The organism is Empedobacter sp. GD03865 (assembly GCF_029840775.1).
Lineage (GTDB): Bacteria > Bacteroidota > Bacteroidia > Flavobacteriales > Weeksellaceae > Empedobacter > Empedobacter falsenii_B.
Genome location: NZ_JAOCDF010000028.1, coordinates 14,301 through 28,627, shown reverse-complemented (window position 1 = coordinate 28,627; position 14,327 = coordinate 14,301). Strand labels below are relative to the sequence as shown.

Here is a 14,327-nt window from a genome sequence, read left to right as displayed (position 1 = left end):
AATGGAAACCACATTATCAACAACAACATTACTTAAACAAGCATACGAATTATTGGTTACTGCAAAATCTTTAACCGAATTATACGAAGAAAATAAAGCTGTAACAAGCAAATATGTACATGCAACAGCGCGTGGACATGAAGCAATTCAAATTGCAACAGGATTACAATTATTACCGCAAGATTATTTAAGTGCATATTACCGAGACGATGCAATGTTACTATCAATCGGAATTACTCCTTACGAATTGATGTTGCAATTATTGGCAAAACGCGACGATATTTTTTCTGGAGGAAGAACCTATTATTCTCATCCAAGTTTGCGCCGTGATAATATGCCGAAAATTCCGCATCAAAGTAGTGCAACAGGAATGCAAGCGATTCCAACAACGGGAATTGCGATGGGAATGCAGTACAAAGAATTAGAAGGTCTTTGCAATGAAGAAGTAAAACCAATTGCAGTTTGTTCGTTAGGAGATGCGTCTTGTACGGAAGGCGAGGTGGCAGAAGCTTTCCAAATGGCAGCGTTGAAACAATTACCAATTTTATATTTGGTTCAAGATAATGAATGGGATATTTCGGCTTCGGCAGATGAAATTCGTGCACAAGATATCGCTCATTATGCAAAAGGTTTCAATGGTTTGGAAGTTTTTGTGGTTGATGGAACGGATTTTTTAGCTTCTTATGAAACGATTCAACGTGCAATTGAAATTATTCGTACAGAACGTCGTCCGATTTTGGTTCATGCAAAAGTTCCTTTATTGAATCATCATACATCTGGCGTTCGCAAAGAATGGTACAGAGATGATTTAGAGGAAGCACAATCTCGTGATCCTTACGAAAAATTAAAGGATACATTATTAAATGAAGGTTTCGATGAAATTGATTTAATCGAAATTGAGAATAAGATAAAAGAACAAGTTCAGGCAGAATATCAAGAAGCATTAAAAGCAGAAGATCCACGTTCTGAAGATTTATATACGCATGTTTTTGCATCAACACCGATTAACGAAGAAAAAGGAAATCGTTCTCCAGAAGGAAAAGATAAAACAGTAATGGTAGATTCTGCATTATTTGCGATTCGTGAATTGATGGCAGAACATCCAGAAGCTATATTATATGGACAAGATGTAGGGTTGCGTTTGGGTGGAGTTTTTCGTGAAGCGGCAACTTTAGCAAAACAATATGGTAAAAATCGTGTATTTAATACACCAATTCAAGAAGCATTTATAATCGGATCTACAGTTGGAATGTCTGCAGTTGGCTTAAAACCAATTGTTGAGGTTCAATTTGCAGATTATATTTGGCCAGGATTGAATCAATTGTTTACAGAAGTAGCGCGTTCTAATTATTTATCAAACGGTAAATGGCCAGTTTCGATGATTTTACGTGTACCAATTGGTGCGTACGGAAGCGGAGGTCCTTATCATTCAAGTTCGGTTGAAAGTGTTTTGACGAATATCAAAGGAATTAAAATTGCGTATCCATCTACTGGAGCGGATTTGAAAGGCTTGATGAAAGCAGCATATTACGATCCAAATCCTGTGGTGATGTTAGAGCATAAAGGGTTGTATTGGAGTAAGATAAAAGGAACAGAAGATGCGGCGACGGTTGAGCCAGACGAAGATTATGTATTGCCTTTTGGTAAAGCACGTGAAGTTTTAACAGCTGAATCTTCTCAAAATCATAATTCTGTTTCAATTATTACATACGGAATGGGAGTGTATTGGGCGAAACAAGCGGCAAAAGATTTTCCTAATCAAGTCGAAATTATTGATTTAAGAACTTTAGTTCCGTTAGACGAGGAGTCAATCTTTAATAGTGTAAAAAAACACAATCGTTGTATTGTTTTGACAGAAGAAGCGAAGCAAAACTCTTTTGCACAGAGCATTGCAGGTTTAATTAATGAAGAGTGTTTTGAGTATCTAGATGCACCAATTCGTGTGTTAGGAGCGCAAGATATGCCAGCAATTCCATTAAATTCGACTTTAGAAACAGAAATGTTACCGAATGCTGAAAAATTAAAAACATTGATTAATAATGTTTTATCCTATTAAAAAGGCAATAATTAATAATAATTGTATTTTTTACACTAAAAAAACTAACAAACGTTAGTTTTTTTATTTTTTTTGATTAAATTTGTTATTATCAAAAATCAAAATCTGCAAAAATTATGATATTTAATCCCGAGATAGAACAAATGCCAATTGAAAAATTGCGCGTTCTTCAAAACGAAAGACTTCAAAACATGTTGAACAAAGTGTACAACAATGTACCTTTTTATAAAGAAGCATTTGATGCGGCTGGAATAAAACCAGAAGACATCAAAGGTGTTGAAGATCTACACAAATTACCTTTCACCAAAAAAACACATTTAAGAGAGAACTATCCGTTCGGATTATTTGCAGAACCAAAGAGCAACGTAATCCGTTTACATTGTTCAAGCGGCACAACAGGAAAACCAACTGTTGTAGGTTATACCAAAAATGACATCGAATTATTTTCAGAAGTAGTAGCACGTTCTTTAGCGGCTTCTGGATGCGAACCAGGAATGACATTACAAAATGCTTATGGTTATGGTTTGTTTACAGGAGGTTTGGGATTACATTATGGAGCAGAAAAGTTAGGAATGACAGTTGTTCCTATTTCTGGTGCAAATACTGAAAAACAAATTATGTTGTTGAAAGATTTTCAGGCTGATGCGATTTGTGCAACACCATCGTATGCATTAACAGTAGCTGAGGAAATCAAGAAAAGAGGCGAATCATTAGAAAGCTTAAATCTTAAGTTTGCTATTTTAGGATCAGAACCATGGTCAGAAGCATTACGCCAAGAAGTAGAAGGAAGTTTAAACATCAAAGCTTCTAATATCTATGGATTGAGCGAAATTATCGGACCTGGTGTATCTAATGAAGATTATGAAGAGCAAGGAACAGGATCTTACATTTGGGAAGACCACTTCTTTCCAGAGATTGTAGACGAGAAAACAGGTGAGCCTGTGCCTTATGGACAACCTGGAGTTTTAGTGATTACAACGTTAACAAAAGAAGCTTTACCATTGGTGCGTTATTGGACGGGAGATATCACAACCCTTACGTACGAATATTCTAAGAAAAGAACGCATATCAAAATGGGACCAATTATTGGTCGTGCAGATGATATGATGATTATTAGAGGTGTAAATTTCTTTCACACACAAATCGCTGATTTTATTCCAGAATTTCCAGAATTATCGCCAAATTATCAAGTAGTTTTAACAAAACCTAAAAATATGGATGCTGTAGAAGTTGGATTTGAAATTAATCCTGACTATTTTGCAAGCCAAGGTTTCACTTGTGATAATTTGAACGACGAATCTAATCATGCATGTTGCAAATTAATCTCTAATATTCACAAAAAAATTAGAGACAATATTGGATTAGGAATGAATGTTAAATTGTATCAAGTTGATGAACTTCCGAAAAGTGAAGGAGGAAAATTAAACCGAATCATCGATAACAGACATTTATAAATATATGCCTAAACAAAGTAAAAAAGAACTGATTATTCAAGAAGCTGCCTTAATCTTTAAACAAAAAGGTTATTCGGCAACATCAATGCGCGAACTGGCTGAAAAGGTTGGAATGGAAGCCGCAAGTTTATACAATCACATTCGTTCGAAAGACGAAATTTTAGAAGAGATTTGTTTTAAAGTTGCTAATCAATATGTTTCTCACATTAGCTCGATCGAAGATACAAACGAATCAAATGTTCAGAAATTGAGAGATTTAATTCAATTGCATGTCAGAATGATTATTGATGAGCCAAACGAAGTTTCTGTTGCAAATAATGATTGGAAAAATCTTTCGGATACGAAAAAGGATTTGTATAAAACAATTCGAAAAGGATACGAAAAAAGAATCGCTAATCTTATCAAAGCAGGAATTGCAGCAGGTGAATTTAAAGACTTGAATGTTTCGGTTGCTTTATTTACTTTATTATCATCATTACGTTGGATAGAATTGTGGTACAAACCTGGACGAGATATCTCACCAGAGCAATTAGAAAATGACTTAATGACACTATTAATTAACGGATTTCAAAAATAATATGGCTATAAATTTTCACCAATTACGCGTTAAAAATGTAAAAAAGGAAACACCAGATTGTGTATCCGTTACATTTGAAGTGCCAGAAGAATTAAACCAAGAATTCAAATTCAAACATGGTCAATATTTAACGTTTAAGAATTTTCACAATAACGAAGAAATTAGACGTTCTTACTCAATTTGTTCAAGTCCTTTGGATAATGAATTAAGAGTTGCTGTAAAGAAAATTGAGGATGGAATTTTCTCGACATTTGTTAACGATACAATCAAAGTTGGCGATGTTCTTGATGTAATGACTCCACAAGGAAATTTCTTTACAGAAGTACACGAAGACAACAAAAAATTATATGTAGGAATTGTGGCGGGATCTGGAATTACACCAGTACTTTCTATCATCAAAACAGTTCTACAAACAGAACCTAACAGTCAATTTGTACTGTTATATGGAAACAGAAACAAAGGTTCGATTATTTTTAAAGAAGAAATCGAAGCATTAAAAAATAGATACATGGAACGCATTAGCGTTTACAATATCTTGAGTCGTGAAACGGCTGATGCTGAGATTTTGAGTGGTCGTATTGATAAAGCAAAAATTGAATATTTCTTGCAAAATATCATCGATCCAAAAGAAGTAAGCGAAGTTTTCCTTTGTGGTCCAGAAGAAATGATTTTAAGCGGTCGTGACGCTTTTGTAGAAGCAGGAGTTGATGCAAAACATTTGCATTTCGAATTATTCTATAGTGCATCTGCAGAAGCGAAAAAGGTAGAGCGTCAAAAAGCTGTAAAACAATCAGATGATACAATGAGTAAAGTAACCATCAAATTAGATGCAACAGCTTTACAGATTGATTTGGGTTACAATGGCGATACAATCTTAGATGCGGCTTTACAAAACGGAGCTGATTTACCTTATGCTTGTAAAGGTGGTGTTTGCGCAACTTGTAAGTGTAAAGTAGAGAAGGGTGAGGTAGAAATGGACATCAACTACTCACTTGAGCCAGATGAATTAGAAAGAGGATTTGTATTAGCGTGTCAAGCGCACCCTCGTTCTGCAGAAGTCGTGGTAGATTTTGATGCCAAATAATCAACTTTAAAAACGTTTAGAAATGAGTGCAAAAGAAATTGATTTTCAAGAAATCTTCGATAATAAGATTGAAAATGAAGTTCGTATCGAACCAAAAGACTGGATGCCAGATGCATACCGTAAAACATTAATCAGACAAATCTCTCAACATGCTCACTCAGAAATTGTTGGAATGTTACCAGAAGCAAACTGGATTACAAGAGCGCCTTCGTTAAATAGAAAGAAAATTTTGTTAGCGAAAGTTCAAGACGAAGCTGGTCACGGATTATATTTATACTGTGCTGCTGAAACGTTAGGTGTTTCTCGTATTCAAACATTAAATGACTTACATTCAGGTAAAGCAAAATATTCATCAATCTTCAATTATCCAACCCTTACTTGGGCAGATATCGGAATGATTGGTTGGTTGGTAGATGGAGCTGCGATTCTGAATCAAGTTCCATTATGTAGAACTTCTTACGGACCTTATGCTCGTGCAATGGTGCGTGTTTGTAAAGAAGAATCTTTCCACCAAAGACAAGGTTATGAAGCATTAGTGGTATTATCAAAAGGAACACCAGAACAAAAAGCGATGTTGCAAGATGCAATGAATCGTTGGTGGTGGCCTACATTAATGATGTTTGGACCAAAAGACGAAGAATCATCAAACTCAGAATTATCAATGAAATGGAGAATCAAACGTTTCTCGAATGACGAATTACGTCAACGTTTCGTAGATATTTCTATTCCTCAAGCCGAATATTTAGGATTAACTATTCCAGATCCAGATCTAAAATTCAACGAAGAAACAGGGCACTACGAATTCGGAGAAATTGATTGGGAAGAATTCTGGAATGTTGTGAAAGGAAACGGTAAATGTAACAAACAACGTTTGGATGCTCGCCGTAATGCTCACAACGAAGGAGCTTGGGTTCGTGATGCAGCAACAGCTTACCACGAAAAAAGAAAACAAAGAGAATTAGAAAAAGAACAACGCAAAAACGCATAAAAAGATGGAAAATAGAGATTGGCCTTTATGGGAAGTATTCATTAGAAGTAAACAAGGGTTAGACCACAAACACGTTGGGAGCTTACATGCTGCTGATGCTACAATGGCACTAGAAAATGCACGTGATGTATATACACGTCGTTTAGAAGGTGTAAGTATTTGGGTGGTAGAATCTGCTAATATCCATGCTTCTAATCCTGATGAAGCAGAACAATTTTTTGATCCTGCAGAAGACAAAGTTTACCGTCATCCAACTTTTTATGATGTACCAGAAGAAATTAAAAACATGTAATTTATGACAAGTACAGTTTATCAAAACAATCAAAATTACATCGATTTTATCTTGCATTTAGCGGATACAAATCTAATTTTGGCGCAACGTTTATGCGAATGGTGTGGTCATGGTCCAATTTTAGAACAAGACATTGCAATGTCTAATATGGCGTTGGATTTATTAGGTCAAACTTCTAATTATTATAACTATGCGGCTGAAATGATCGGGAATGGAGCAACAGAAGATACGTTGGCAATGTTACGCGAAGAGCGTGAATACAAAAACTTATTGTTAGTTGAATTACCAAACGGACATTTCGGTGATACAGTTGCACGTCAGTTCTTTTATGATTCTTACCACGCGTTATTGTTAGAACAATTCTTGAAAGTAAAAGATCTTAAATTACAAGCTATCGCTGAAAAATCATTGAAAGAGGTAAAATATCACTTAAAATGGTCATCAGAATGGATGATTCGTTTAGGGGATGGAACACAAGAATCTCACGATAAAATTCAGGAAGCTGTAAATAATATTTTACCTTATGTAAAAGAAGCGTTTTTATTAGCGCCTTACCAAAAAGCTTTAGTTGAAGAAGGATTAATTTCAAGTCCAGAAGAATTCCAAGCGACTTGGTTAACAAATGTAAAAGCAATTTTAGACGAAGCGACAATCAAAGCTGATGTAGAAAATGCTTTTGTACAAAAAGGAGGTAAAGAAGGTGTTCATACAGAGCATTTAGGATTTATCTTAACAGATTTACAATATTTACAAAGAACTTATCCAGATTCGCAATGGTAACCGAAAAAGAAATTTGGCAATACATGGAGGAAGTCGCTGATCCAGAAATTCCTGTGATTAGTGTAATTGATCTTGGTGTTGTGCGTAAAATTGAATTAATTGACCAAGAAAGTGTCAACGTTACAATTACGCCTACGTATTCGGGATGTCCTGCTATGAGTGCAATTTCAATTTCTGTTCGTTTAAAATTAATCGAAAAAGGATTCAAAAATATCAATGTCATTAATCAGTTGAGCCCTTCGTGGTCAACTGATTGGATGACAGAAGAAGGAAAGCAAAAAATGAAGGCTTATGGAATTGCGCCTCCAACTAAAAATCCTTCGAGCGATGAGCTCTTTTCAGACGAACAAAATATCGAATGTCCACAATGTGGCTCTACAGATACCAGACTTATCAGTCAATTTGGTTCTACGGCCTGCAAAGCTATGTATCAATGCAATAGTTGCCACGAACCATTTGATTATTTCAAATGTCATCACTAAAAAATTATGGAAAATTCAACATCAATCCTATACACACAAGAGGGAGGAATTGCTACGATTACGTTGAATCGTCCTTCTGTTTTTAACAGTTTTAATCAGGAAATGATTAAATCTCTTCAACATCACTTGGATGTTGCAGCTCAAGATGTTTCTGTTCGTGCAGTGGTTTTAACTGGAACGGGAAAAGCATTCTGCGCTGGTCAAGATTTAGGAGAAGTTTTAGAAGAAAAAGAAATCGACTTCAATAAAATCGTTCAAGAAAATTACAATCCATTGGTTCTTAAAATTAGAAATATGGACAAACCAGTTGTTGCTGCTGTAAACGGTGTTGCTGCCGGTGCGGGAGCAAATTTAGCTTTGGCTTGTGACATTGTTGTTGCGAAAGAATCGACAAATTTCATTCAAGCTTTTTCTAAAATTGGTTTAATCCCAGATTGTGGAGGAACTTATTTCTTACCTCGTTTAATTGGACTTCAAAAAGCAACTGCTTTAATGATGCTTGCAGATAAAGTTTCGGCGGCTCAAGCAAAAGAAATCGGAATGATTTATGAGTTTTTCGCTGACGATATTTTCGATGCTGAAGTTGCAAAGATTGCTGATAAATTAGCCAATCTTCCAACAAAAGGTTTGGCTTATACAAAGAAATTATTGAATCAAACATTTAATAATTCAATCGAAGAACAATTAATTCAAGAAGGATTATTTCAAGCTAAATCAGGGAATACATCAGATTATCAAGAAGGTGTAGACGCATTTATCGAGAAAAGAAATCCTGTTTTTAAAGGCGAGTAAGAAATGAAAAAAATAGGAATTATTGGTGGAGGAGCAATGGGGTCTGGAATTGCACAAGTTTTTGCTCAATCTGGTCATCCAGTTGTTTTATATGACACAAATAAAGAAGCTTTAGATCGTTCAAAACAAAACTTAGCGAAGACATTCGAGAAGTTAGTGGCGAAAGAAAAATATACTGCTGAAAAAGCACAAGAAATTCAAAACAATATCGAATATGCAGATAGCTTAACCGCTTTTGCATCGATTGATTTAATGATTGAAGCAATTATTGAAAATTTAGATATTAAAAAATCAGTTTTCAAACAAGTGGAAGAACTCGTTTCTGACGAATGTATTTTAGCTTCAAACACTTCTTCATTATCAATCGCATCAATTGCATCTGCGTGTTCAAAACCAGAACGTGTTATTGGAATTCACTTTTTTAATCCTGCGCCTTTAATGGCTTTGGTAGAGATTATTCCAGCCGTACAAACGCGAGAAGGTTTAGCAGAAGAAGTAAAAGCCTTGATTCAATCTGTTGGTAAATTACCTGTAATTACGAAAGATACGCCAGGATTTATTGTAAATCGTGTAGCTCGTCCATTTTATAGCGAATCAATTCGTTTATTAGAAGAAGGTGTCGCGGATGCAGAAACAATCGATTTTGCGATGACTTCTGTTGGAGGTTTTCGTATGGGACCTTTCGAATTAATGGATTTTATTGGTCATGATGTGAATTATCGTGTAACTGAATCTGTTTTTGAATCTTTCTTTTATGATCCTCGTTTCAAACCATCTTTCTCTCAAAAACGTTTATTCGAAGCTGGATATTACGGACGTAAATCTGGTCGCGGATTCTACAATTACGCAGAAGGAGTGGAGAAAAAAGCACCATCTCAAGATCAAGCATTATTAGAAAAAATCTACAAACGCGTTTTAGTAATGTTAATCAACGAAGCAGCTGATGCTTTATTCTTAAACATTGCAAACCGTGAAGATTTAGATACAGCGATGACAAAAGGTGTAAATTATCCAAAAGGATTATTGAAATGGGCAGATGAATATGGTCTTGAAAATGTACAAAACGATCTAGATGAATTGTATAATTATTATCATGAAGATCGTTACCGTTTAAGTCCAATTATTAGAAATTTCGTCAAAGAAAACAAAACATTCTACTAAAAAATATCAAAACATGGAACCACAAAAGTTATTAAATGCAATGCTTGATCACGATAAATTTAGTGAATGGTTAGGTTTAGAAGTGATCGAAGTAAGAGAAGGATATGCAAAATTACAAGCAGCAATTCGTCCAGAAATGATGAATGGAGTAGGTTCTGTTCACGGAGGCGTTACGTTTGCGATGGCAGATTCTGCATTTGCTTTTTCGTGCAATATGTACAATAATATCTCAGTTGCTTTGGATGTTCATATTTCATTTACGAAAGCTGGACGAAATGGAGATGTTTTTACAATCGAATCGCAAGAGATTTCTTCGACAAAAAGAACAGGTATTTACGATATCAAAGTTACAAATCAAAATAATGAGTTAATTGCTTTATTTAAAGGAACTTGTTTTAGAACAGGTAAACCTTTAATTCAAGAAGATTAACGCTTTACGGTTTACGCTTAACGTGTTTCGTTTGGCTTTAACCGTTAACCATAAAACGTATAAAAATGAACCAAACATATATTATAGATGGAGTTAGAACTCCAATTGGTAAATTAAAAGGTGGATTATCTGCTGTTCGTCCAGATGATATGGGTGCAATGGTAATCGCCGAATTATTAAAAAGAAATCCGTCAATTGATCCAGCTGCATTTTACGATGTTATTTTAGGAAATGCAAACCAAGCAGGAGAGGATAACCGTAATATAGCTCGTATGTCGGCTTTATTATCTGGATTACCTTATACAGTTCCGGGAGAAACGGTAAATCGTTTATGTGCGTCTGGATTATCAGCAGCAATTGCGGCATCAAGAGCGATTCAAGTTGGTGATGCGCAATTAATGATTTCTGGTGGAGCAGAATCGATGACACGTGCACCTTTAGTTATTTCTAAATCAGCTTCTCCATTTGGTGGTGATGCGCAAATTTATGATTCAACTTTTGGTTGGCGTTTTATCAACCCTAAAATGAAAGAAATGTGGGGTGTTGATGGAATGGGAAATACAGCAGAAAACTTGGCGGAACGTGATAATATTTCACGCGAAGATCAAGATTTATTTGCGGTTTGGTCTCAACAAAAAACGGCTGCTGCGCAAACAAATGGTCGTTTAGCGAAAGAGATTGTTCCTGTAATTATTCCACAACGTAAAGGAGATGCAATCATTTTTGATACAGATGAATTCCCAAAGAATAATACAACAATGGAGATTTTATCGAAGTTACGTCCAGCTTTCAAAGCAGATGGTACAGTAACTGCGGGTAATGCTTCTGGTTTGAATGATGGTGCAGCGGCGAATATTTTAGCTTCTGAACAAGCGATTAAAGATTTTGGTTTAACACCAATGGCTCGTATTGTTTCTTCTGGTGTTGCAGGTGTTGAGCCTCGTATCATGGGAATTGGACCAGTTAATGCAACAAAAATTGCTTTAGAAAAAGCTGGTTTAACAATGAGTGATATTGAAGTCATCGAATTAAACGAAGCTTTCGCAGCGCAATCTTTAGCATGTACACGTGCATTAGGTTTAGCTGATAATGATGTTCGTATTAATCCAAATGGTGGAGCAATTGCTTTAGGACATCCACTTGGAATGTCTGGAGCGCGTATCTTAAATTCTGCGGCTTACGAATTACAAGCAACAGGAAAACGTTATGCATTGGTTACAATGTGTATCGGTTTAGGACAAGGTTACGCTGTAATTATTGAAAGAGCATAAAATAGTTATTCGAAATTCGAAGTTAGTTTTTCGAGTAATACTAATTTCGAATTTCGTTAAACGAAAAACTATATTAGAAAAATGATTTACGAATTCAAAGGATATAAACCCGTTGTTCATCCAACAGCATTTATTCATCCACAAGCGGTAGTGACAGGAAATGTGATTATAGGGAAAGATGTTTACATCGGTCCGGGTTGTGCATTGCGTGGTGATTGGGGACAAATTATTATCGAAGATAATTGTAATGTACAAGAAAATTGTACAATTCATATGTTTCCAGGAACTACTGTTCGATTAAAAGAAAAAGCACATATTGGTCACGGAGCAATTATTCATGGAGCAACAATTGGTCGCAATTGTATGGTTGGGATGAATGCAGTTGTTATGGATAATGTAATTGTAGAAGATGAATGTATCGTAGGAGCTTTAGCTTTTGTTAAAGCAGATACTCATATTCCGACAAGAAGTGTAGTTGTTGGAAATCCTGCCAAAATCGTAAAACAAGTTTCAGATCAAATGATCGAATGGAAAGATCAAGGAACTCAACAATATATGCAATTACCAGGTGATTGTCATGATAGTTTAAAACCTTGTGAACCATTAACAGAAGTTCCAGATTATTATTACGAGTCAATGGCTTCGAATTATAAAACGTGGAATGAAAGTAAGTAAAATGTAAAAAGTATTATGTAAAATGTCATACTGAACTTGTTTCAGTATCACACTTAAATTTAATGAGATTCTGAGATGAACTCAGAATGACAAAAACTTATAACTTAATACTTACGACTTATAACTAAAAAAATACACAAACAACATAAAAATGGCTAAACAATTAGAAAATTATGCTTTAGGACAATGGACAAAAGGTTCGTCTGAAGGGCAAATGTTATATAACGCCATCAATGGCGAAGAAATAGGAACTGCATCATCAGCTGGATTAGATTTCAGTGCGATGATGGATTATGCACGTACAGTTGGTGGACCAGTTTTACGTAAAATGACGTTCCAAGAAAGAGGTTTAATGTTGAAAAAATTAGCCTTATACTTAATGGATCGTAAAGAAGAATTTTACACGGTTTCTTGGGCAACAGGTGCGACTCGTGCAGATTCTTGGGTTGATATTGAAGGAGGAATTGGAAACTTATTTGCCAATGCATCTTTACGACGTCAATTCGGAGATCAACCATTTTATGTTGAAGGAGAAACGCATAAAATCTCTAAAAACGGAACATTCTTAGGTACACATATTTTAACACCAAAACGAGGTGTTGCAATTCATATTAATGCATTCAATTTCCCAGTTTGGGGAATGTTAGAAAAAGTTGCGGTTAATTTATTGGCTGGAGTTCCAGCTATTGTAAAACCTGCGACAATTACTTCTTTCTTAACGGAAACTGTTGTTCGTGCAATCATTGAATCTGGAATTTTACCTGACGGTGCTTTACAATTAATCACAGGTTCTGCAAACGGAATTTTAGATAGTGTAGAGTCAGAAGATGTTATAACTTTTACAGGTTCTGCTTGGACAGGACAAATGTTAAAAGCTCACCCAAGAATTACTTCAGAAGGTGTTCCATTCAACTTAGAAGCAGATTCTTTAAACGCTTGTGTTTTAGGAGAAGATGTACAAGTTGGATCAGCAGAATTTGATATTTTCATTAAAGAGGTTACGCGTGAAATGACAACAAAAGCAGGGCAAAAGTGTACTGCGGTTCGTCGTGCGTTAGTTCCAGCTCATTTGGTTGAGGATGTACAAATTGCTTTAGGACAACGTTTGGCAACGACTACAATTGGAGACCCAAATGTGGAAGGTGTTCGTATGGGAGCTTTGGCGGGAGCAGCGCAAGTAAAAGAAGTTCGTGAGAAAGTAGAAGAATTAGCTAAATCGCAAGAAATTATTTTTGGAAACTTAGATAATTTCGAAGTGAAAGGTGCTGATAAAAACAAAGGTTCTTTCATTTCTCCAATTTTATTTTTAAACAACGATCCATTCAATAAAACGGACGTTCACAACATCGAAGCTTTTGGACCAGTTTCTACAATTATTCCTTACCACGGAACTGCTGAAGCAATTGAGTTAGTTCGTATGGGGAAAGGATCATTAGTTTGTTCGATTGTTACTGCTGATAATGATATCGCAACAGAATTTGTATTAAACGCAGGTTCATTACACGGGCGTATTGTTATTTTAGATGCTGAATGTATCAAAGAATCAACAGGTCACGGATCACCACTTCCATTATTAGTTCACGGAGGTCCAGGTCGTGCAGGTGGAGGAGAAGAAATGGGAGGGAAGCGTGGTGTATTACACTATATGCAACGTACAGCAATCCAAGGTTCTCCAAATAAATTGACGGCAGTTACGCAACAATACCAATACGGAGCAGATTATATCGAAGAAGATAAACATCCATTCGCGAAATATTTTGAAGAAGTAAAAGTTGGTGATACATTAATCACAGCGAAACATACGATTCAACAATCAGATATTAATGCATTTGCAGCTTTATCTGGCGATAATTTCTATGCTCACGTTGATGCAACTTCTTTGGAAGGAACTATTTTTGAACGTAATGTTGCACACGGATACTATTTATTATCTAAAGCAGCTGGTTTATTCGTTTTAGCGAAAAAAGGTCCAGTTTTATTAAACTATGGTTTAGATGAATGTCGTTTTGTGAAGCCTGTATATCCAGGTTCTACAATTGGAGTGCGTTTTACGTGTAAAGAAAAAATCGATCAAGAGAAAAAAGATGAAAACGATGTGGCAAAAGGAATTGTTCGTTGGTTGGTTGATATTTACGACGAAACGGGAGAAACAGTTGGTATTGCAACAATTTTAACAATGGTTAAAAAATTAAATCAAGATTAATATAATGTGAGAATGTGGTAATTTGTTAATGAGAAGATGATTTAGAATCATTTTCAAATTGAAAAATTACGTGAAATATTTG

At 35.5% G+C, this 14,327-nt stretch carries 14 protein-coding genes; all 14 read left to right on the top strand.

Features of this window, described 5'->3' with window-relative positions:
* Position 1: 1 nt before the first annotated feature.
* The 14 genes from N5D46_RS10905 (at position 2) to paaZ (ending at position 14,245) form a co-directional block, all read left to right on the top strand.
* Positions 2-2,056, top strand: coding sequence for an alpha-ketoacid dehydrogenase subunit alpha/beta (locus tag N5D46_RS10905; RefSeq protein WP_280049959.1), 2,055 nt, complete (start codon positions 2-4; stop codon positions 2,054-2,056).
* 116 nt (positions 2,057-2,172) lie between these two features.
* Positions 2,173-3,510: a phenylacetate--CoA ligase gene (locus N5D46_RS10900; RefSeq protein ID WP_280049958.1), complete on the top strand. Its 1,338-nt coding sequence runs from the start codon at positions 2,173-2,175 to the stop codon at positions 3,508-3,510.
* 4 nt (positions 3,511-3,514) lie between these two features.
* Positions 3,515-4,087 (top strand): TetR/AcrR family transcriptional regulator, encoded by a 573-nt coding sequence (locus tag N5D46_RS10895; protein WP_038335706.1) that lies wholly within the window; start codon positions 3,515-3,517, stop codon positions 4,085-4,087.
* 1 nt (position 4,088) lies between these two features.
* A complete protein-coding gene (paaE, locus tag N5D46_RS10890) occupies positions 4,089-5,171 on the top strand; it encodes a 1,2-phenylacetyl-CoA epoxidase subunit PaaE (RefSeq protein ID WP_038335707.1) in 1,083 nt (360 codons plus the stop codon).
* 22 nt (positions 5,172-5,193) lie between these two features.
* Complete coding sequence (paaA, locus tag N5D46_RS10885; RefSeq protein ID WP_038335708.1) at positions 5,194-6,159, top strand: 1,2-phenylacetyl-CoA epoxidase subunit PaaA; 966 nt, start codon at positions 5,194-5,196, stop codon at positions 6,157-6,159.
* Positions 6,160-6,163: 4 nt separating this feature from the next.
* Positions 6,164-6,451 carry a 1,2-phenylacetyl-CoA epoxidase subunit PaaB gene (gene paaB / locus N5D46_RS10880; protein ID WP_038335709.1) on the top strand — a complete coding sequence of 96 codons (288 nt, stop codon included), beginning with the start codon at positions 6,164-6,166 and terminating at the stop codon, positions 6,449-6,451.
* A gap of 3 nt (positions 6,452-6,454) precedes the next feature.
* A complete protein-coding gene (gene paaC / locus N5D46_RS10875) occupies positions 6,455-7,231 on the top strand; it encodes a 1,2-phenylacetyl-CoA epoxidase subunit PaaC (RefSeq protein WP_280049957.1) in 777 nt (258 codons plus the stop codon).
* On the top strand, positions 7,225-7,713 hold the full coding sequence (paaD, locus tag N5D46_RS10870; protein ID WP_038335711.1) for a 1,2-phenylacetyl-CoA epoxidase subunit PaaD: 489 nt from the start codon (positions 7,225-7,227) through the stop codon (positions 7,711-7,713). Before paaC ends, paaD begins: the two co-directional genes overlap by 7 nt.
* 6 nt (positions 7,714-7,719) lie before the next feature.
* Positions 7,720-8,505, top strand: coding sequence for an enoyl-CoA hydratase-related protein (locus tag N5D46_RS10865; protein ID WP_038335712.1), 786 nt, complete (start codon positions 7,720-7,722; stop codon positions 8,503-8,505).
* 3 nt (positions 8,506-8,508) lie between these two features.
* On the top strand, positions 8,509-9,666 hold the full coding sequence (locus tag N5D46_RS10860) for a 3-hydroxyacyl-CoA dehydrogenase NAD-binding domain-containing protein (RefSeq protein ID WP_280049956.1): 1,158 nt from the start codon (positions 8,509-8,511) through the stop codon (positions 9,664-9,666).
* Positions 9,667-9,679: 13 nt separating this feature from the next.
* Positions 9,680-10,096 carry a hydroxyphenylacetyl-CoA thioesterase PaaI gene (paaI, locus tag N5D46_RS10855; RefSeq protein ID WP_280049955.1) on the top strand — a complete coding sequence of 139 codons (417 nt, stop codon included), beginning with the start codon at positions 9,680-9,682 and terminating at the stop codon, positions 10,094-10,096.
* A 65-nt stretch (positions 10,097-10,161) separates the two neighbouring features.
* The gene (gene pcaF, locus N5D46_RS10850; RefSeq protein WP_280049954.1) at positions 10,162-11,367 is read left to right on the top strand and encodes a 3-oxoadipyl-CoA thiolase; all 1,206 of its coding nucleotides are present in this window, start codon (positions 10,162-10,164) and stop codon (positions 11,365-11,367) included.
* Positions 11,368-11,448: 81 nt separating this feature from the next.
* Positions 11,449-12,042, top strand: a complete 594-nt coding sequence (locus N5D46_RS10845; RefSeq protein ID WP_280049953.1) for a transferase hexapeptide repeat family protein — start codon at positions 11,449-11,451, stop codon at positions 12,040-12,042.
* A 151-nt stretch (positions 12,043-12,193) separates the two neighbouring features.
* Positions 12,194-14,245, top strand: coding sequence for a phenylacetic acid degradation bifunctional protein PaaZ (gene paaZ, locus N5D46_RS10840; RefSeq protein WP_280049952.1), 2,052 nt, complete (start codon positions 12,194-12,196; stop codon positions 14,243-14,245).
* Positions 14,246-14,327 lie beyond the last annotated feature (82 nt).